Raw genomic sequence first — 19,672 nt, 5'->3', positions numbered from 1 at the left:
GATTATCAGTTTACGGAAACCTTTCGTTAACCTTTGAGTCGTGTTGTACCGACTGCAGCCCAGCCTCGCTGAGCGCGTCCGGGTCCTGACGGCCCGTCGCGTGGAACTCGGCGTGCGCGGATGGTCTGCGGTCGTCGGCGTGCTGGTGGCCTTCGTCGTGATCATCGAGATCGTCTCGCACCTGTACCAGATCCGGGGTCCGATCGGCCTGCTCGCCCACGATCTCGTGGGCCGTCCGGGAATCGGCGAGATCAAGATCGCGGGAATGCTGCTCGCGCTCGTCTGTCTGCCCGCGCGGCTGCGATGGTGGGTGCTCGGCGGGGCTGTCGGTCTCGAGCTGGTCTGGAATGCGCAGCGACTGGTGGTCGGTCATGCGCCGACAGTCGGCAACGGTGTTCTGTTCGCGCTGATCGGCACCGCGGGCTACGCGTTCTGGAGACTGCATGGCACCGAACGTGCAGCGACGTTGAAAGCGGTCGGTCTCGGCGCGCTCCTGATCGTGATGGGGCGGGTCGGCGACGCATGGCTCGTGCTGTCCACCAAGGCGAACGCGACGGTTCTCGACGAGTACGTCGAGATGGCTGATCGTGCTCTCGGGTCACCTGCGTGGACGGTCGGCCGAGTCGTGTCCGACAGCACGCTGCTGACCGAGGTGCTCAGCAAGATCTACGTGTACCTGCCGGTCGGGGCGGCGGTCATCGCGTTCTTTCAGCTGCGGAATGCCGCGCGCGACGGGTTCCCGCGGCACCACATCGTGCGTACGTTCCTGATCATCGGGATGATCGGTCCGATCATCTACTTCCTTTTCCCGGTCGTCGGACCGGCGTACGCGTTCGGTCACGAGCTCGCGGGTGCGGGCTGGGTCGACGTCTGGCCGCATGTGACACCGCACATCACCGAGCCGGTCGCAACGTACTTCAACGAAGGCATCGCGCGGAACTGCATGCCGAGTCTGCACACGGCATGGGCCACGGCGATCTTCCTGCACGGGTGGCGTGGATCGGCGGCGTCGCGCGTCTTCGGCACCGTCTGGTTGATCGGCACTGTGTCGGCGACACTGGGGTTCGGCTTCCACTACGCGATCGATGTGATCGCGGGCATGGTGTTCACCCTGGCGCTCGAAGCCGCACTGGCGCGCCCCGAACTCGGCTGGACCCGCCTGCGCACCGTGGTGGTGGCGACCGGCGCAGCATTGTTCGCCGCGATCCTGACAGCGACCCGCCTCGCCGCGGTACCGCTCGCGAACAGCGGTGCCTTCGGCGCCGTTGCCCTTCTCTCACCGGTCGTGGTGATGGCGCTGGGGCTCCTGTTCATCGAACGGCCCGAACTGCTGTCCGTGGGCCAGCGGCCCGGCGGCGGGCAGCGTCCCGGAGGTCCGACGATCCCGGCTCGCCTCGTTCCGGCGAGCAGCAGCGCGTAACACCATGACGCTGTCCGCGGACAGCAGAACCAGTGCGAGCCAGACGATCCCGAACCCGGCCCACCGTTCGGGCGGAATGTGCTCGTCGAGGACGAGTACGGCGCACAGCAACTGGATGATCGGCGTGATGAACTGGATGAGCCCGACTGTGACGAGTGGTATCCGTCGTGCGGCTGCGGCGAAGAACAGCAATGGCACCGCCGTCGCGATTCCGGACAAGCACAGCAGCGCGGTGTGAACCGCACCGTGCTCGCCGAAGTCGATTCCGGATCCGGTAGCCGCGACGATCACGAAGATCGCCCCGGCGGCCGGCGCGAGGATGGCCGTCTCGAGAGTCAGTCCGTGCAGCGCGGGAAGCCGTGCACCGACCTTCTTCTTGGCCAGTCCGTACAAGGCGAACGACGCCGCGAGAGTCAGTGAGGTCGTGGGGAAGTGGCCGCCGGCGACTGCCAGGAACACCGCGGCGACCACGCCGATGACGACTGCCGCCCATTGCAGCGGGCGGAGTCGTTCGCGCAGCACCACGACACCGAGCCCGACGGTGACGAGCGGGTTGAGGAAGTATCCGAGTGCGGCGTCGCTCGTGTGACCCGACGTCACGGCGGCGACGTAGACCACCCAGTTGACGGCGATGAGAAACGCCGCAACGGTGACTCCGGCGAGCAGTCGCCACTGCCCGCGCAGCTCGCGGACCCACCGCCAGTCGCGCAACACCAGCAGCACCACGACGCACAACAGGAGAGTCCAGACGATGCGGTGCGCGAGGATCTCCCACGGCCCGGTCGGACGGAGCGCGTCGAAGAAGAGCGGGAACAGGCCCCACGATCCGTAGGCGAGGAAACCCGCGATGACGCCCCGAGTGGATTCGGGTACGACGCGCGGCGTCATCGGGCGCTGACGGCGACAGTCGTGACCGCGAGTGCTTCGCGGACCGCCTTCGCGTGCGCGACAGCTCCCGGGGTGTCGCCGTGCAGGCAGATCGAGTCGGCGTCGACGTCCAGAGCGGTGCCGTCGACGGCGGTGATCCGGCCGGTGCGGGCGAGCTGAACGACCCGTTCGGCGACCGCGCCCGAGTCGGTCAGCAGGGCGCCCGGCTCGCCGCGCGGAACCAGAGTCCCCTCCGGTGTGTATCCGCGGTCGGCGAAGGCCTCGGTGATCACCGGGATTCCGATCGCCGCCGCGTGCCGGGCGACCACCGATCCCGGCAGGCACATCAGCGGCAGACCGCCCGCCGCGGCGACCGCGTCGACCAGTGCGCGTGCCTGGCTCTCGTGGTGCACGACCGTGTTGTAGAGCGCGCCATGCGGTTTCACGTACTCCACGCTGCCACCCACCGATTCGGCGAGCGCCCGCATCGCCCCGATCTGGTACAGCACGTCGGCGATCAGGTCGTGCGGCGACACGTCCATGAACCGGCGGCCGAATCCCGTCGGGTCGGGGTAGGAGACCTGCGCCCCGATCCGGACGCCGGAGGCGACGGCCTGCCTGCACGTCTGCCGCAGGAGCGCCGGGGTTCCCGCATGGAATCCGCATGCGACGTTCGCGCTGCTGACGAGGGGAAGCATGGCGGCGTCGTCGCCGACCCCTTCGCCGAGGTCGGCGTTGAGATCGATGGAGGTGCGGGTCGGGCGAGACGGCATGGGAAGAGGGTAGCGCCGTCTGGGAACTCGGTGCTCGCCGCTGCTCCGGCCCGTCGCTAAGGTGGGACGCATGGCACTGATGGACACGCTGGTATCACTCGTAGAAGGGTCGGTCGAGGGAAGGCGGGGGCGGGGCATCAAGCGCGGCACGGTCACCTGGAAGGGGATCCCGTTCGCGAAGCCGCCTGTCGGTGCCGGCCGGTGGCAGGCGCCCGAATCCGTAGCGCCGTGGCCCGGCGTGATCGCGTGCCACGACTACGGAAGCACGCCGATCCAGGAGAAGCTGGTGACCGCTCGCGGCGCTGGACGCTTCCAGCCGCGCAGCGAGGACTGCCTGACCCTCAACGTGTTCGCGCCCGAGTCGGTCTCGCCGACTCCGCGGCCGGTCATGGTGTTCAACTACGGCGGCGCGTACATCCTGGGTGGGACGTCGACGCCGATCTACGACGCGTCCTACCTGGCCCGGGACCGCGACGTGATCGTCGTGACCGTCAACTACCGGGTCGGTCCGCTGGGGTTCCTCGACCTGAGCGATTACTCGACCGACGACCGCCGTTTCGACACCAACGTGGGTCTGCGCGACATGGTGGCGGGACTGGAATGGGTGCAGCGCAACATCGCGGCTTTCGGGGGCGATCCCGAACGTGTCACCGTTTTCGGGGAGTCCGCAGGCGGGTCGGCGGTGGTGACACTGCTCGCCACGCCGGCGGCGGAGGGACTGTTCACCGGTGCCATCGCGCAGAGCCCGGTCCCGGACCTGACCGTCACGAAGGAGAACGCGAGGATCTTCACCGACGAGTTCGTGCGGCTCCTCGTCGACCCGACGCGGCGTTCCGGCCCGGAGCGCACGGAACCGCCGCTGGACCCCGACGAGGTGGCGCGGATCGTCGACGGCGCCAGTGCCCAGGACCTCCTGCGGGTGGGTAATAAGATGCTCGGGTTCACGCGCCGGGCGAGGTTGTCCGACCCCATGCCGTTCGCGCCGACGGTGGACGGCGACTACCTTCCGCAGGCGCCGGTGCAGGCAGCCCGCGACGGAGCGACGCACCGCGTGCCCACGATCATCGGCACCAACAAGGACGAAGGTGAGATGTTCGCGCGGTTCTGGAGCATCCTTCCGGACGCCGACCAGCAGCTGGCCGGCGTCTACGATCCGGAGGTTCGCACGGAGATCGATCGGCTGTACCCGGGTACGCGCGACCGGGTTCGGTTGTCGGCCGACGCCATGTTCTGGATCCCGACGACGCTCTTCGCCGGGTACCACAGCGAGCACGCCCCGACTTACGTCTACCGGTACGACTACGCGCCCGTGATGCTCAACGCGTCGGGCATCGGTGCGACGCATGCGACCGAACTCCTCGCGGTCTTCGGCATCTACCGCGACCCGATCGGTGCTGGACTGGCCGCGGCAGGCAGTTGGCGTTCGAGCAAGCGGATCACCTCGACGATGCAGTCGATGTGGAGCTGGTTCGCTCGCAGCGGTGTGCCGTCGCCGAGCTGGCCCGCGTACGTGCGGGGCGACAGGTCGGTGATGATCCTCGACGATCCGCCGCGCGTCGAACGCGATCCCGACGGTGCGCGCCGGGCGGCATGGGAGCGTGTGCACCTGGATGTGGCCGGTTGAGCCACCGGTTGCGGGGTTCCGCGCTGCACGGCCCCCTGCGGCGCCGTGCAGGAGTCGTCACGTGGTGTGCGGCGGGTCTGCTGCTCGCCGCTTGCGGGGCCGATCCGGGTTCGCGCCCGCAGAGTCCGAGCAGTTCCGTCGCCGCGTCGGTGGAAACGGGAACCACGGTAGGCCGGGGACAGGCCCAGTCATCCGGTCCGCATGCCCCGCCGTCGAGTTCGACGCCGACACAGATGTCGAGTTCGACGCCGACACCGCCGTCGCTGCCTGCCCCGTACATCGAGGGCGCGGACTGGGTTCAGACCGAGGTGGGGGCGAGCCTGCAGATCCGCCCTACCCGAAACGGACGGCAGGTGTCCGGGGACGGAGTCGCCGAAGAGGCGTGGAGCGAGGTCCTCGCACTGCATCCGGACGCGGATGGCCCCGGCATGCGGGCGCAGTTCGAGTGTCACTGGACGTATGCGAGACTCGTCGATCCGGAGAAGCCGAGCTGGAACCTCGAACCCTCGCGGCCGGTCGTCACCGAGTCGGACATGGTGTCGGCCCGATGCAACCCGGGCGCCGCAGAAGAGCGTTCGCCGTAGGGCCAGAGGTGATGTCCCACTAGCCGCGTCTGCGCACACCGGCTATCCGGCAGATCAGATAGATCGCGAACGAGATCGACGTGACCATCACCGACACCGGGAGTTCGGGGGCCAACGACGCGATCAGCCCGCCGACCGCCGCGATCTCGGCGAAGACCACCGACAGGACGAGGACCACTGTCGGGTTGGCGGACAGGCGCACTGCGGCCGCGGCCGGCGTGATGAGCAGGCTCATCACGAGGAGGGCGCCGATGATCTGCACACCTTGGGCGGCGGCAAGGCCGACGAGCACCGCGAACACCACCGAGAGCAGGCGCGTCGGGACCCCCGCGCTCACCGCCACCCGTGGGTCGAGGCTGGCGAACAGCAGCGGACGGTAGATGATCGCGTAGACCACGAGCACGACGGCAGCCGTGATCGAGACCGCGATCAGACCGTCGCGGCCGACGCTGACGACCTGGCCGGTGAGCAGTGCGAAACCGGTGCCCACGCGTCCGTGCAGACTCAGGAACAGCACGCCGAGGCCGAGGCCGAATGCCATCACGACGCCGATGACCGAGTCGCGTTCGCGCGCCCGCTGCCCGAGGAGCCCGAAGACCGCTGCGGCCAGTACTGCGCCGATGACGCCGCCGATGTTCACGCCGACGCCTGCGAGCAGGGCCGCCGCCGCACCGGTGAAGGAGAGCTCGGCGGCACCGTGCACCGCGAAGCTCATCTGCCGCGCGACGATCATCGGGCCGAGCACTCCGCCGATCAGGCCGAGGAGAGCGATGGCGATGAGCGACTCCTGGACGAAGCCACGGGAGAGGAGGTCGCCGGTCTGCGAGAGATTCCAGAATGCGCCGATGTCGGCAGCCAGTGGCGTCGACGTCATGCGAGCGACTGCTTCATCGTGCCGCGGGACGTCTCGATCTCGTCGGCGTACCCGTGGTCGATGCAGTGGTGCGCGTCCTCGCCGCCGATGACGACGAGTCGGCCGCCGACCCGAAGTACCTCGACGCGGCTGCCGTACAGCTCGGACAGCGTCGCCGACGTCATCACCTCGTCGACGGTTCCCACCCGGAACGATCCGCCGGCCAGATAGACCACGCGGTCGACGAACGGCAGTACCGGATTCAACTCGTGGGTCACGAACATGATCGCGGTGTTCGCCCGCCGCCTGCGGGCATCGAGCAGGTCGACGACGAGTTGCTGGCTGGCGAGGTCGAGGCTGGCGAGCGGTTCGTCGCACAGGAGGACGGAGGGATCGCGGGTGAGCGCCTGCGCGATCCGGAGCCGCTGCTGTTCGCCACCGGACAGCAGACCCACCGGTGACGACGCGTACCGCGTGGCGTTCACCTCGGCGAGGGCGGCGTCGACGCGAGCGCGCCGGTGTCGCAGTCCGCGCAGGCCCATGCCCCATGCGGTGCCGTCGATGCCGAATCCGACGAGGTCGCGACCGCGCATCAGCATGTCGTCGGAGTCGTCGGCGTGCTGCTGCGGGATGTATCCGAGCCGCCCGTCGACGGTCAGCTCTCCGGCCGTGGGCTCGACCTGACCGAGAGCGGCGCGCAGGAGCGTCGTCTTGCCTGCGCCGTTGGGTCCGAGGACCGCCACGAACTCGCCGGGAGCGATGTCGAGATCGAGGTCGTGCCACAGGGTTCGGTTGCCGAACGCCAGATGGGAACCGCGGAAGCTGATGACCGGATCAGCCACGGCCGAGCGCCCTCCCGAGTTGCGCGATCTGCGATGACTGCCACGCCACGTAATCGTCGACGCCCTTCGGCAGGGTCTCGGTGAAGTTGACGATGGGGACGCGGTTGGCATCGGCGACGCCCAGGATCGCCTCGGTCGCCGGGTCGACGGCCTGGACGTTGTAGATGAGCGCCGACACCTGGCGGCCGCGCAGGAGGTCCTCGAAGGCAGCGCGGTCGGCTGCGGAGGGCGACTGTCCTTCTTCGATCGCCGCGCTGAAGCCGGCGGGAGCTACGTCCTTGATGCCCGCGGCGTTGAGCAGGCCGGTGGCGAGGGGTTCGGTTGCGGCGACTCGGGTGTCCGGGTGCGCGTCGCGCAGGGTGGCGAGCCGACCGCGGAGATTGTCGACGTCGGCGCGGAAACGCTTCGCGTTGGCCCGGTACGCGTCCGCGTGGACGGGCGCCACCTCGGCCAGCGCTCCGGCGATGTCGTCGGCGGTGTCGGCGACGACCGCGAAGTCGTAGAAGGCGTGCTCCTCGGCGTGCGAATGACCTTCACTGTCGCCGTGTCCGGTACCGCCCGCTTCGTGGTCGTGATCGTGATCGTGGCCTTCGTGGCCGGACAGTGCGACGACCTTCTTGCCTTCGGCTTCGTTCGCAGCGCTCTCCATGTAGGCGTCGTAGTGACCGCCGTTCATCACGATGACGTTGGCGTCGAGGACCTCAGCGGTGTCCGACGTCGTCGGCTCGAACTCGTGGGGGTCTCCGCCCGGGGTGTCGAACAACGCACTGACGTCGGCGTTCTCGCCGGCTACGGCCTGCGCGACCGATGCCCAGACATCGGTGGATGCGACGACCACCGGGTGGTCGGTGGCCTCCGGCCCGGAATCGCCCGAACAGGCGGCGAGTGCCGTGGCCATCGTGACGACTGCCGCGAGAGCAGCCGTCCTCCGGTATCGGCGGCGGGTGCGGAAGCGTGCAGAGGGCATGAGAACGCGGACTTTCCGGGTGCGGGACGGCCCGGGCGGGTCGTCGTCGTGGGGGTTTCAGATAGGTGTCCATCAGGTAATGAAAACCGTTCCCGACAATTTTAGGGTGGGGCGCCGGGGTTTGTCGAAGCGATGCGTGAACGTGCATCTGTGAGCTTGGCGGTGCGCGGTGTCAGCATCGGGGCGCTTTGCATACGCTGGAGTCATGAACGGTGCACACCTCCCGCGACGTCTCGCGCTGATCTCCGTGCACACTTCTCCCCTCGCGCAGCCGGGAACGGGCGATGCGGGCGGGATGAACGTGTACGTGTGGCAGACCGCGACGCGGCTCGCCCGCCGTGGTGTCGAGGTGGAGATATTCACGCGCGCCACTTCGTCGGCCGACGAACCGAGCGTCGAAGCTGCGCCGGGCGTGACCGTCCGGCATGTGGCGGCCGGCCCGTTCGACGGTCTCGACAAACGTGATCTGCCCAGTCAGCTGTGCGCGTTCTCGGCGAACGTGCTGCGTGCCGAAGCTGCACAGGCGCCCGGTTACTACGACCTGATCCATTCCCACTACTGGTTGTCCGGGCAGGTCGGCTGGCTGGCCCGGGATCGCTGGGGAGTGCCGCTGGTGCACACCGCGCACACTCTGGCAGCTGTGAAGAACGCGTACCTCGCCGACGGCGACGCCGCGGAACCGATGGTGCGGCTGGTCGGCGAGCAGCAGGTCGTCGACGAAGCGGATCTACTCGTGGTGAACACGAAGACCGAGGGCGACGCGCTCGTCGATCTCTACGGAGCGGACCGCTCGCACGTCGATGTCGTGATGCCCGGGGCCGACCTCGACCTGTACACACCCGGCCCGCAGGCGGCCGCGCGCGCCCGGCTCGGACTCGACCAGGAGGACGTCATCGTGACGTTCGTCGGCCGGATTCAGCCGTTGAAGGCGCCCGACGTCCTGATGCGGGCGATCGCGCCGGTCATCCGGTCCGACGGTGGTCGCCGACTGCGGCTGCTCGTAGTGGGCGGCCCATCCGGCAACGGGCTGGAACTGCCCGGCACCCTCATCGAACTCGCCGACCGGCTGGGGATCTCGGCGCAGGTCACCTTCCTCCCGCCGCAGGCGCCGGAGGATCTGGTCGACGTGTACCGCGCGTCCGACCTCGTCGCGGTACCGAGCTACTCCGAGAGCTTCGGACTGGTCGCGGTGGAGGCGCAGGCGTGCGGGGTGCCGGTCATCGCTGCCGACGTGGGCGGTCTCGGAGTCGCGGTGCGCGACGGTGTGACCGGAGAACTCGTCCACGGTCACGAGATCTCCGACTGGACCGACCGGATCGCCGCGCTGGTCGCCGACCCGGCGCGTCTGCGATCACTGGGTGCACGGGCTGCCGGGCATGCGCAGAGTTTCTCCTGGGAGCACACCACGGATGCCCTCCTGGCCAGCTACGAACGCGCGATCGCGACGCACCGCGGGAACACCGGCAGACCCCCGGGCCGGTTCGGGCTGCGCCGCAGACGGAATCGGGCTCGCGTCACCGTCTGACGGCGCGCCGATCCGCACACACCGAGCAGGGAGATGAATGTGACCGACCAGACCGACTACACAGCTGAGCTGCGTTCGGCGCTCGACGCGTCCGGAATCGAGTACTCGCGCAAGTCGTCGGGCGGCGCCAAATCCGAGCACCTCGTGCTGGAGTTGCCGGGCGAGCGCAAGCTCAAGACGACCGTTCTGCTGACTGCGGCTCAGCACGGCGTCCGCGTGGAGGCCTTCGTCTGCCGCCGCCCGGACGAGGAGTTCGAGGCCGTGTACAAATACCTGCTCAAGCGGAACCGCCGCCTCTACGGTGTGGCGTACACGATCGACATCGCAGGCGACATCTACCTGATCGGCCGCATCTCCGCCGACGCCATCACCCGCGACGAAGTCGACCGCGTGCTCGGCCAGGTACTCGAAGCGGCGGACGGTGACTTCAACCAGATTCTCGAGATCGGGTTCCTCACCTCGATAAAGCGGGAATGGGCCTGGCGGGTGGCACGCGGCGAGCCGATGAAGAACCTCGAGGCCTTCTCGCATCTGATCGACCCGGACGATCTGCCGGAGATCGCTCCGCTCGACTCGGGTCAGCGGCCCGAATGGCCGGACAGCACAGAATAGGGTGCCGCGAGCCGCGCCGCCGGTGCCGAGACGGTTCGTGGTCGAGGAGTTGTCGTCGGAGTGGTACCGCTGCGGGTCGGCGAGGTCCTATACGTCGATACCGGCCGTGAGCGGTACCAGTTTCGACGAGTCGCGGCGGTGACCGTCTCGATCGGCGATCGAGAAGCCCGCTGAGAACCGGACGAGTGGGCGCGGGCGCCCGACCTGCGTCAGGACCGCGGATGGGGACGGGGCGGCGGGTTCGCGCGCGTATGCGAAACTAACCGGTATGAGCAACGGCACCTTGATCCTCATGCGGCACGGCGAGAGCGAATGGAACGCCTCCAATCAGTTCACCGGCTGGGTCGACGTCGCGTTGACCGACAAGGGCCGGGCCGAGGCGGTACGCGGGGGAGAACTCCTCGTCGAGCATGACCTGCTTCCGGACGTTCTTTACACGTCGTTGCTGCGCCGCGCGATCAGCACCGCGCAGATCGCACTCGACGCCGCTGATCGGCACTGGATTCCGGTGATCCGCGACTGGCGGCTGAACGAGCGGCACTACGGCGCACTGCAGGGACTCAACAAGGCGGAGACCAAGGAGAAGTACGGCGATGAGCAGTTCATGCTCTGGCGTCGCAGCTACGACACTCCGCCGCCGGCGATCGACGCAGACAACGAGTACAGCCAGACCGGGGACCCGCGGTACGACGGCATCGACGTGCCACTCACCGAGTGCCTGCTCGACGTCGTCACGCGACTGATCCCGTACTACACCGAGGCCATCGAAGCCGACCTGCGCGCGGGGAAGACCGTGCTGGTCGCCGCGCACGGAAACTCGCTGCGCGCACTGGTGAAGTACCTGGACGGGATCTCGGACGCCGACATCGCCGAGCTCAACATCCCGACCGGCAACCCGCTCCGCTACGACCTCGACGATCGCCTGCGCCCGGTCGTTCCAGGCGGCGTGTACCTCGATCCCGAGGCCGCAGCCGCAGGTGCTGCGGCCGTCGCCGCACAGGGTTCCAAGTAGCGGCCGATCGCCGCGAGCGCACCCGGTGCGCCCGGCTGTGAGCTGAGCTACATTGGAGTCATGGCAGACGGCACGATTTCGGTAACGCATGTGGCCCCGCGTGAACGCTATCTGGCGGAGCTCACAGAAGACGGTGCAGACCCGGTGGAGGTCGGTTACGTCGACTACACGCAGGGTGGCGATCATCGCGCGCTGACTCACACGGTGATCTACGACCGCTTCGGCGGTCGCGGGTTCGCGGGAGAAGTGGTTCGGCAGGTACTCGACGACGTCCGTGACAGTGGGCTGCAGGTGGTACCGGTCTGCTCGTACGTCCAGAGCTATCTGGAAAAGCACCCGGAGTACTCCGACCTCGTCGCCTCCTGAATCGGACTCCTGGACGTCGCCTTTCGGCACTCGCGGTTCACCTACCCGCAACCCACGTGGACCGCGTCTTAATCGTGAGCGAATAGTGCCTGCCCAGGCTGCGAAATCCAGTTGATGACCGTAAGATTCCGGTGTGTCCGAAACCAGCGGTGACCGCCTTCTCGAAGGTGCTGCGGCTCGCGCTCGCTTCGGTCCCGCCCGGGTCGACTCGACGTATCTCGCCGGGGTGGACCCGGGGGAGGTGTCGCGCACCGACCTGCTGAACATGGTCGTCGCGCAGTCGTCGACCGGGATGGTGCTCGTCGACGCGTATCACACCGTCGTCCTCTTCAACGAGCGAGCAGCCGAGCTCGGCATGGTCCGCGATGTCCTCGCGGACGGAGTGGCCGAAGCCGTGGCGGAGGTGTTCACGACCGGAGTCGACCGGCAGTTCGATTACTCGCCGCCGCACTCGACCATGGGCTTCGTCTCGACCGGTCGCACGATGCCGCGCGCGGTGGAGAACGTCCGCTGCCTCGCCAGCATCTCGCACATCAACGGGCAGCGATACGTGCTGGTCTACGGTGACGACGATTCGACCAACCAACGCGTCGAGGCCACGCGCCGCGACTTCGCGGCGAACGTCTCGCACGAGCTGAAGACGCCGCTCGGCGCGATCAGCCTGATGACCGAGGCCGTGCTCGAGTCCCGGGACGACCCGGATGCGGTCGAGCACTTCGGCAGACGAGCTCTCAAGGAAGCCACCAGGATGGGTGCGCTCGTCAACGAGCTGATCGGCCTCTCGAAGCTGCAGGACGGTTCGGTCGCCGACTTCGCGTACGTCGACGTCGACGCGGTGATCGAGGACGCCATCGCAGGTGCAGGCGTGTCCGCCGAGGTCGCTGAGATCTCCCTCATCACCGATGACAACACCGGCTTCGGTGTGCAGGGGGATCGGACTCTGCTCCTGACTGCCCTCAGTAACCTGCTGGTGAACGCGATCAACCACTCGCCGACAGGTGATGTGGTCTCGGTGAGCCGTAAGAGCGTGATGATCGACGACCAGGAGATGGTGGCCATCGCCGTCACGGACCGCGGCATCGGTATCGCCGCGGCCGACCAGCAGAGAGTCTTCGAGCGGTTCTACCGTGTCGACAAGGCGCGTTCGCGCGCCACCGGTGGGACCGGTCTCGGTCTCGCCATCGTGAAGCACGTGGCGGCCAGTCACGGCGGTCATATCGGGCTGTGGAGCAAGCCGGGCACGGGCTCCACGTTCAGTCTGTACATCCCCATCGACCAGGACCCGGACCAACCAGAGGAACATACGCGTTGACGCATGTACTGATTGTCGAAGACGAAGAATCGCTGGCGGATCCGTTGGCTTTCCTGCTTCGGAAAGAGGGATTCGAAGCGAGCATCGTCAATGACGGAACGCAGGCTCTGCCCGCGTTCGAGCGGATCAACCCGGACATCGTCCTTCTCGACCTGATGCTGCCGGGAGTCTCCGGCACCGAGATCTGCAAGTCGATCCGTGCGAAGTCGGCGGTGCCGGTCATCATGGTGACCGCTCGCGACAGCGAGATCGACAAGGTGGTCGGGCTCGAACTCGGCGCCGACGATTACGTGACCAAGCCGTACTCGGCTCGCGAGCTGATCGCACGAATCCGGGCCGTCCTGCGGCGCGGCGGAGTGGTCGCCGAAGACGAGGACGCCGCCATCGGCGTCGTCGAGGTCGGACCGGTCCGGATGGACGTGCAGCGCCATACGGTGAGCGTCGGCGGCGACGACGTGACGTTGCCGCTCAAGGAGTTCGATCTCCTGGAGTACCTGATGCGCAACTCGGGTCGGGTCCTCACCCGCAGTCAGCTGATCGATCGAGTGTGGGGCGCCGACTACGTGGGCGACACCAAGACGCTCGATGTTCACGTCAAGCGACTGCGTTCGAAGGTGGAACCGGACTCCTCGCATCCGCGCCACCTGATCACCGTGCGCGGGCTCGGTTACAAGTTCGAGCCGTGAAACCTCGACGGTGATGCGGCCGTCGCAACTGCGGCGACGGCTCTCACATCACAGCTGCTCGTACTTCAGGTCGGTCTCGGCGCGTGACGTCGCGGCGGCGGTCGCCGGATGAACCGCGATCAGTCCGAGCTGATTGCGTCGCCGGCATGCGGCGGCCAGCACCTCGTACGCGGCCTCGCCGACCAGCTCGATGAGCTCCGGCCGGTACGACTCGAAGACCTGCGTGGCGCCGATGTGCGCATCGGGCGACCCCGAGCAGTACCAGTCCAGATCGTGGCCGCCCTCGCCCCAACCTCTCCGATCGAACTCGGTCAGCGTGGTCTTGAGGATCTCGGAATCGTCCGGCCTGGTGACCCACTCCTGCTCGCGGCGCATCGGGAGCTGCCAGCACACGTCGGGTTTCACCGTCAGGGGTTCGATGCCCTTACGCAACGCCATCGAATGCAGGGCGCAGCCCTGGCCCGCTGCGAAGCCGGGCCGGTTCAGGAAGATGCACGCGCCGTCGTGCTGTCTCGTCTTGAGGGCCGGGTCGCCGTCCAGGTCTTCGCTCTCCTCCAAGTAGCCGTCCGGCCCGAGCGGATCGTCGCCGGAACCCTCCGGATGGAACTGCCAGTCCTGCGGAGTCAGTCCGGCCACGCCTGAGGCCAGGCGCTCGCGGTCGTCGGCATCGGTCAGATATGCACCGTGGGTGCAGCATCCGTCCGACGGGCGATCGGCGACGATGCCCTGGCAGGCGGGAGTCCCGAAGACGCACGTCCACCGTGACAGGAGCCACGTCAGGTCGGCGGAGATCACGTGCTCGGGATTCTCGGGATCGGTGAACTCGTACCACTCCCGAGCGAAATCCAGCCCGACCTCGGGCACGGGCGCTGCCGGCTGTCGGTCGGACGCCGACGGCTCCTCGGTGTTGGGTGACTTGCTCGGCAATGGTTGCCTTCCTCTCGGATACGCGCGACCAACGGTAGTCGCCTGGTCGCGCACGCGTGCGGAGCCTAGTACTTTGGACCAGTGCGCCTTGGAGTGATCGACGTCGGCAGTAACACCGTGCACCTTCTTGTGATGGACGCGCATCGAGGCGGTCACCCGACCCCGATGAGCTCCACCAAGGCGGTGCTTCGTCTCGCCGAGGAGATCGACGAGGACGGCTGCATGCGCGAGTCGGGCGCTGAGGCCCTCGTGTCGACCATGGAGGAGTTCACCCGGATCGCGACCACATCGGGATGCGAGCAGGTCATGGCGTTCGCGACGTCGGCTGTGCGCGACGCGACCAACTGCGACGACATGCTCGGCCGGGTCAAGTCCGCCTCCGGGGTGGATCTGCAGGTTCTCGAGGGGCTCGACGAGGCTCGGCTCACGTCACTGGCGGTACGCCGCTGGTTCGGCTGGAGTGCCGGGCGGATCCTCGCCTTCGACATCGGCGGCGGCAGTCTGGAGATGTCGAACGGCGTGGATGAGGAACCCGACGTCGTGCTGTCGTTGCCGCTCGGGGCGGGGCGGCTGACCCGCGAGTGGCTGGTCGAGGACCCGCCGAGCAAGCGTCGGGTGTCGGTGCTGCGGGATTGGCTCGACGCGGAGCTCAAGGAGCCCGCGCGGGAACTGCGTGCGGCGGGTAAGGCGGACCTCGCGGTCGGCTCGTCGAAGACCTACCGTTCGCTCGCGCGACTCACCGGTGCGGCACCGTCCGGTGCAGGTCCGCGCGTCCGACGTACGCTGACGGTGAGCGGCCTGCGACAGCTCATCGCGTTCATCTCGCGCATGACGACCGCCGACCGTGCGGAGCTCGAAGGAGTCAGCGCCGACCGCGCCCCGCAGATCGTTGCGGGCGCGTTGGTCGCCGAGAGCGCGATGCGGGCTATGGGAGTCGATACACTTGACATCTGCCCGTGGGCTCTGCGGGAGGGCGTCATCCTGCGACGCCTCGACTCGGAGCCTGCCGGCGCGATGACCACCAACTGACGACACGACAGGAACGGAGCCCAGGCATGGCGGACGAGTCCGAACCGGAGTCGAAGCCGATCACCGTATCGGAGCTGATCGCCCGCTCGGGAGGGGACGACGCATTCCCGCGTTCGGAATCCCTGTCGGTGCAGCGTTCAGATAAGGAAGGCGGCTCTCGCCGAGCAGCCGCCAGGGGCCGCGACCGGCACCGTGGGGCGCCCACCGCGTCCGGGATGCCCAGTCACGACACGTCCGCGCGGAAGCAGCCGAATCCGGCGCCGCCCGCAGTGGGCGCCAGCGGCATGCCCTCGCACTCACCGTCGCCGGGCGGTGGTCCGTCGCGGGCGGAGGCGGGCCCCGACGCGAACCGGGTCACGGGCATCATCCCGGTGGTCCCCGACAAGCAGGACGTCACCGTCACCGGGCAGCTTCGTCCGGTGAACGCCGACGATCTCGTCGATTACGATCTGCCGCCGTCGGAGATCCGGTCGTCGAGGGCCGGCGAACAGGACTACTTCACGACCACCGGCGGTGGCGCGGCCGCCGTTCGCGGAGCTGACACCGGAGGACAGGAGTCGCTTGCCCCGGAGACTGCTTCCCAGACGTGGACCCCCGAGGTCCCGGTCGGGGAAGGTGCGGCCGAGACGACGACCGCTATCCCGCCCGTAGCCGACGACCGTGACGCGCACCTGGGTTCCGACGATCTGGAAGCGGACGATCCTGCGTCCGACGACGGTCATGGCGCGAGTCCGTGGGCGGCGGGTGCCGGCGCGGGCATCGTGGCGGGGGCCGCCGGATTCGGTCTGGCCGGTCGTGGCGATGACGCCGACGAGGACCTCGACGACGATGACGAACCCGCCGTGGAGTCGAAGGCGGAGAAGAAACGGGCCAAGAAGGAGGCCAAGGCCAGGGCGAAGGCCGTTGCGAAGGAGCGGCGAGCCCGTCAGAAGGCAGCCGCTGCCGGCAGCGCCGCCGATGACGACACTGCCGATGGGGCGACCGCGGACAGCCGCGACGGTGACCGGGAGTCGAGTGAGGCTGACCGGACCGATCAGGATGCCGACGGTCGTCACCCGAGGACCGGCGTGCTCGGCACGACGGCCGCAGGTGCCACCGCGGTCGGTGCCACCGCCGTGGGAGCGACCGCCGCGGGTGAGCACACCGCGGATCGGGACGGCGACTCACGCGATCGAGACGCAGCGGACCGGAACGCAGTGGACCGAGACGCGCGCGACCGAACGATCGGCGACCGGTCCGACGAGCACGCGGAGTCATCGCCCGCTCTCGGGTGGTTGGCGTTCGCCGGCGAACTGATCCTCGGTCTCCTGATCGGCGCAGGCCTGTTCTGGGGGTTCACCGAGCTGTGGAAGCGCTACGTATACCTGGCGCTGGTACTCGCCGTCGTCGTGATCTTCGCGATCGTCACGTTCGCGCACCTGCTGCGCAAGCGAGACCTGCCGACGACGCTGCTCGCACTCGCCGTCGGCCTGCTGGTCACCATCGGGCCCCTGGTACTTCTGGCAGCGCAACCTTGAGTGCACGTTGACCGATCTGCGGTTCCCGATCCCCATCGGGCTGTCGACAGCCTCGGTGTATCCGCAGAACACCGAGGCGGCGTTCGCGTACGCAGCGGAGATCGGCTTCGACGGCGTCGAACTGATGGTGTGGGGCGAGTCGGTGAGTCAGGACGTCGCGCACGTGGCTCACCTGTCGCAGCAGTACCAGGTCCCGGTTCTGTCGGTTCACGCACCGTGTCTGCTGATCTCGCAGCGTGTCTGGGGCCGTGACCCCGAGGCGAAGCTGGTGCGCTCGGTGCAGGCGGCCGAGGACCTCGGTGCGTCGACGGTCGTCGTGCACCCGCCGTTCCGGTGGCAACGCGACTACGTGAGCGCCTTCGACGACCTCGTGGCGGGCCTGGAGGCGACGTCGGACGTGTCCGTCGCAGTCGAGAACATGTTCCCGATGCGGGCGGACCGGCTTTTCGGCGCGGGCTTGAGGTCCGCGGAGCGGATGGCTGCCCGGGGCGGCCGACCCGGTCCGAGCGCGCACGCATTCGGCAAGTCGATCGACCCGACCGTCGACGGCTACGACAACTACACTCTCGATCTCTCGCATGCGGCGACCGCGGGCGAAGACGCACTCGCCCTCGCCGATCGCATGGGCCGCGGACTCAAGCACCTGCACCTGACTGACGGCACCGGAGCGGCACACGACGAGCATTTGATTCCAGGCGACGGCAATCAGCCGTGCATCGAGGTGTGCAACCGCCTCGCGGACAGCGATTTCGACGGGGCGGTGGTGCTGGAGGTACACACCGGTTCCGCACGGACGAAGAAGGAGCGCGCCGCGATGCTCGCGCGTTCGCTGGAGTTCGCCCGCATTCATCTGCACCGGGACCTGCTGGGGGCCTGACTGTGACGATTCTGTCCGAACTGCTCGACCTCGAGGTGGTGGACCGGTCGATGGGCACCGCATCGGTGACCTATCGGACCGTGGTCGACCCGGCGTTCACGATCGGCCCGAAGGTGCACGGCGGCAGTCTGCAGATGGTGGTGACCGCAGCTGCGCGCAGAGCGCTCGGCGATCTCGCCGCGACGGACGCGGATCCGGGAATGATCGACGGCGTCACCGCGCTCGCGGTGTCGAGTGACTATCTGGCGGCACCCGATCCGGCGGAGATCGAGATAGAGGTGACCGTCGTCAAACGCGGCCGCACGGTGAGCATCGCGCGCGTCGATGTCACCCAGGGGGCGCGGACGATGGTGTCCTCGACGGTGACTCTCGGACGTCCCGATACGGGGAATCCCCACTACCGCACGGCGCACCTGCTCGACGGGCTGCCTGCGGAGCCGACTGACGACGGTTACGGCATCGACGGAACGCCGCTCGGCGAGATCAACCATCTGGGCGCGGCCATCGATCTGACGCTCGATCCGGCCTCGTTTCCGGCTGCTCGCGGAGATTCGGGAGAGCCGGTGGTGCGCGGTTGGGTCCGGCCCAAGGAGGCCGAAGCACAGCCCGCCACCATGAACTGGGACTTCCCGGTCCTGGTATGCGATATCTCGCCGCCCGTGGTGATGAATCTGGGGATGTTCGGGTGGGCGCCGACGGTGCAGCTGACCACGTATCTGCGCCGTGTGCCGGCCCCGGGATGGCTGCGCTTCGCCGCGTCGGCCGTCGAGGTCGGACAGGGGATGTTCGCCGAGGACCATCTCGTGACCGACTCCGCGGGCGCTGTGGTCGCGCAGTCGCGTCAACTCGCACTCATTCCGGTCCGGCGCTGACACTCCGGCACGGACGGATCGAACCAACACGACGAAAACGAAAGGCAGTGATGTCCATGACCGAGCGGGTCGCGATCATCGGTGGCGGCAAGATCGGCGAGGCACTCCTGGCCGGCTTGATCAATTCGGGTAAGCCCGTGCGGGACCTGGTAGTCGTGGAGCGGCTGAGCTCCCGAGCCGAGGAGCTCACCGGGGATTACGGTGTCCGGGTCACCGACGACGTCGCCGACGCGGCGGACGGGGCGAACGTGGTGTTCATCGCCGTCAAACCCGACGCGGTCGACACCGTGCTGCAGGTGCTCAGCAAGGCTGAGGATCACGGCGACGAGGAGCGGGTGACGGTGACTCTCGTCGCGGGCATCCCCGCGGCCCGGTACGAGGCGGCTCTGCCTGCGGGGGCACCGGTCGTCCGGGTGATGCCCAATACTCCGATGCTCGTCAACGAGGCGATGTGCGCAGTGAGTCCGGGGCGGTACGCCAACGACGATCAGGTCGCGCTCACCGTGCGGCTGCTCGAGTCGGTCGGCAAGGTGATGGTGCTCCCGGAGAAGCACCTCGACGCGGTCACCGCCATCTCAGGTTCCGGGCCCGCGTACTTCTTCCTGATGGTCGAGTCGATGATCGACGCGGGTGTCTCACTCGGTCTTACGCGTGCTCAGGCGGCCGAGCTGTCGGTCCAGACGGTCAAGGGCGCCGGAGTCCTGCTCTCGGAATCTGGACTGTCGTCGGTCGAGCTGCGTGCGGCGGTCACGTCGCCGGGCGGCACCACGGCTGCCGCCCTGCGTGAATTCGAGAGGTTCGGGCTGCGGCACGCCGTGAACGAGGCCACGACGGCGTGCGCGGACACCAGCGCGCGCATGGCACGTCGACCCGAAGTTGAGGGTTCGCGTAGGGCTTCGCCGCTCGCAGTGGAATCTGGCATAGATTCGCAGTAACGCTCCTGCCTGCGACGATGTACCTCAATCGGGTGAATGAGGGTCGTCCTTCCACCATCGTTCTGCCACTCA

General features: G+C 68.1%; 19 protein-coding genes and 1 pseudogene. 14 read left to right on the top strand and 6 right to left on the bottom strand.

Annotated features, from left to right (window positions below):
• Positions 1-40: 40 nt before the first annotated feature.
• Positions 41-1,105: pseudogene (locus FO044_RS12805) on the top strand (DUF5933 domain-containing protein); the annotation flags it as partial.
• Between the two features lie 171 nt (positions 1,106-1,276).
• On the opposite strand, the gene rarD reads toward FO044_RS12805, so the two are convergent.
• Positions 1,277-2,308 carry an EamA family transporter RarD gene (rarD, locus tag FO044_RS15170; protein ID WP_143965769.1) on the bottom strand — a complete coding sequence of 344 codons (1,032 nt, stop codon included), beginning with the start codon at positions 2,306-2,308 and terminating at the stop codon, positions 1,277-1,279.
• The gene (locus FO044_RS12795; protein ID WP_143965768.1) at positions 2,305-3,060 is read right to left on the bottom strand and encodes a 5-oxoprolinase subunit PxpA; all 756 of its coding nucleotides are present in this window, start codon (positions 3,058-3,060) and stop codon (positions 2,305-2,307) included. The genes rarD and FO044_RS12795 overlap by 4 nt, the downstream gene beginning before the upstream one ends.
• 70 nt (positions 3,061-3,130) lie before the next feature.
• On the opposite strand from FO044_RS12795, the gene FO044_RS12790 reads away from it, so the two are divergent.
• Together FO044_RS12790 and FO044_RS15245 are read left to right on the top strand one after the other, a co-directional pair.
• Complete coding sequence (locus FO044_RS12790) at positions 3,131-4,684, top strand: carboxylesterase/lipase family protein (protein WP_143965767.1); 1,554 nt, start codon at positions 3,131-3,133, stop codon at positions 4,682-4,684.
• Positions 4,685-4,917: 233 nt separating this feature from the next.
• Positions 4,918-5,268: a DUF2599 domain-containing protein gene (locus FO044_RS15245; protein ID WP_328591119.1), complete on the top strand. Its 351-nt coding sequence runs from the start codon at positions 4,918-4,920 to the stop codon at positions 5,266-5,268.
• Positions 5,269-5,287: 19 nt separating this feature from the next.
• Here the strand turns inward: FO044_RS15245 and FO044_RS12780 are convergent, their stop codons facing one another.
• From FO044_RS12780 to FO044_RS12770, 3 genes are read right to left on the bottom strand one after another with little or no spacing between them, the layout of a single operon-like run.
• Positions 5,288-6,142, bottom strand: a complete 855-nt coding sequence (locus FO044_RS12780) for a metal ABC transporter permease (protein ID WP_132992265.1) — start codon at positions 6,140-6,142, stop codon at positions 5,288-5,290.
• Positions 6,139-6,963, bottom strand: coding sequence for a metal ABC transporter ATP-binding protein (locus FO044_RS12775; RefSeq protein ID WP_235831350.1), 825 nt, complete (start codon positions 6,961-6,963; stop codon positions 6,139-6,141). Before FO044_RS12775 ends, FO044_RS12780 begins: the two co-directional genes overlap by 4 nt.
• Positions 6,956-7,930 (bottom strand): metal ABC transporter solute-binding protein, Zn/Mn family, encoded by a 975-nt coding sequence (locus FO044_RS12770; RefSeq protein WP_244945763.1) that lies wholly within the window; start codon positions 7,928-7,930, stop codon positions 6,956-6,958. The genes FO044_RS12775 and FO044_RS12770 overlap by 8 nt, the downstream gene beginning before the upstream one ends.
• A 205-nt stretch (positions 7,931-8,135) precedes the next feature.
• Here FO044_RS12770 and mshA point away from each other — a divergent pair, with 205 nt between their 5' ends.
• The 6 genes from mshA to FO044_RS12740 all read left to right on the top strand — a co-directional run bounded on the left by mshA (position 8,136) and on the right by FO044_RS12740 (position 13,443).
• Positions 8,136-9,455 (top strand): D-inositol-3-phosphate glycosyltransferase, encoded by a 1,320-nt coding sequence (gene mshA / locus FO044_RS12765; protein WP_143965765.1) that lies wholly within the window; start codon positions 8,136-8,138, stop codon positions 9,453-9,455.
• Positions 9,456-9,524: 69 nt separating this feature from the next.
• The gene (locus FO044_RS12760) at positions 9,525-10,067 is read left to right on the top strand and encodes a type III secretion system chaperone family protein (RefSeq protein WP_412917607.1); all 543 of its coding nucleotides are present in this window, start codon (positions 9,525-9,527) and stop codon (positions 10,065-10,067) included.
• A gap of 268 nt (positions 10,068-10,335) precedes the next feature.
• A complete protein-coding gene (locus FO044_RS12755; protein ID WP_132992261.1) occupies positions 10,336-11,079 on the top strand; it encodes a phosphoglyceromutase in 744 nt (247 codons plus the stop codon).
• Positions 11,080-11,139: 60 nt separating this feature from the next.
• Complete coding sequence (locus FO044_RS12750; RefSeq protein WP_132992260.1) at positions 11,140-11,445, top strand: GNAT family N-acetyltransferase; 306 nt, start codon at positions 11,140-11,142, stop codon at positions 11,443-11,445.
• Between the two features lie 133 nt (positions 11,446-11,578).
• The gene (locus tag FO044_RS12745; protein ID WP_235831348.1) at positions 11,579-12,757 is read left to right on the top strand and encodes a sensor histidine kinase; all 1,179 of its coding nucleotides are present in this window, start codon (positions 11,579-11,581) and stop codon (positions 12,755-12,757) included.
• A complete protein-coding gene (locus tag FO044_RS12740) occupies positions 12,754-13,443 on the top strand; it encodes a response regulator transcription factor (protein ID WP_132992259.1) in 690 nt (229 codons plus the stop codon). The genes FO044_RS12745 and FO044_RS12740 overlap by 4 nt, the downstream gene beginning before the upstream one ends.
• A 48-nt stretch (positions 13,444-13,491) precedes the next feature.
• Here FO044_RS12740 and FO044_RS12735 read toward each other — a convergent pair whose 3' ends face one another.
• Positions 13,492-14,370, bottom strand: a complete 879-nt coding sequence (locus tag FO044_RS12735) for a DUF3109 family protein (RefSeq protein WP_244945762.1) — start codon at positions 14,368-14,370, stop codon at positions 13,492-13,494.
• 81 nt (positions 14,371-14,451) lie between these two features.
• On the opposite strand from FO044_RS12735, the gene FO044_RS12730 reads away from it, so the two are divergent.
• The 5 genes from FO044_RS12730 to proC are packed head-to-tail and all read left to right on the top strand — an operon-like array spanning position 14,452 to position 19,600.
• Complete coding sequence (locus FO044_RS12730; RefSeq protein WP_132992258.1) at positions 14,452-15,399, top strand: Ppx/GppA family phosphatase; 948 nt, start codon at positions 14,452-14,454, stop codon at positions 15,397-15,399.
• Positions 15,400-15,425: 26 nt separating this feature from the next.
• Positions 15,426-16,916 carry a DoxX family protein gene (locus FO044_RS15165; protein WP_244945761.1) on the top strand — a complete coding sequence of 497 codons (1,491 nt, stop codon included), beginning with the start codon at positions 15,426-15,428 and terminating at the stop codon, positions 16,914-16,916.
• Positions 16,917-16,923: 7 nt separating this feature from the next.
• On the top strand, positions 16,924-17,793 hold the full coding sequence (locus FO044_RS12720; RefSeq protein ID WP_143965764.1) for a sugar phosphate isomerase/epimerase family protein: 870 nt from the start codon (positions 16,924-16,926) through the stop codon (positions 17,791-17,793).
• Positions 17,794-17,843: 50 nt separating this feature from the next.
• Positions 17,844-18,665, top strand: a complete 822-nt coding sequence (locus tag FO044_RS12715) for a thioesterase family protein (protein WP_143965990.1) — start codon at positions 17,844-17,846, stop codon at positions 18,663-18,665.
• Positions 18,666-18,721: 56 nt separating this feature from the next.
• Entirely contained in the window at positions 18,722-19,600 is an 879-nt protein-coding gene (gene proC, locus FO044_RS12710) for a pyrroline-5-carboxylate reductase (protein WP_132992256.1), read from the top strand.
• The last annotated feature ends 72 nt before the right edge of the window (positions 19,601-19,672 follow it).

It is taken from the genome of Gordonia zhaorongruii, assembly GCF_007559005.1.
Lineage (GTDB): Bacteria > Actinomycetota > Actinomycetes > Mycobacteriales > Mycobacteriaceae > Gordonia > Gordonia zhaorongruii.
This window is presented reverse-complemented; position numbering and strand designations above follow the sequence as displayed.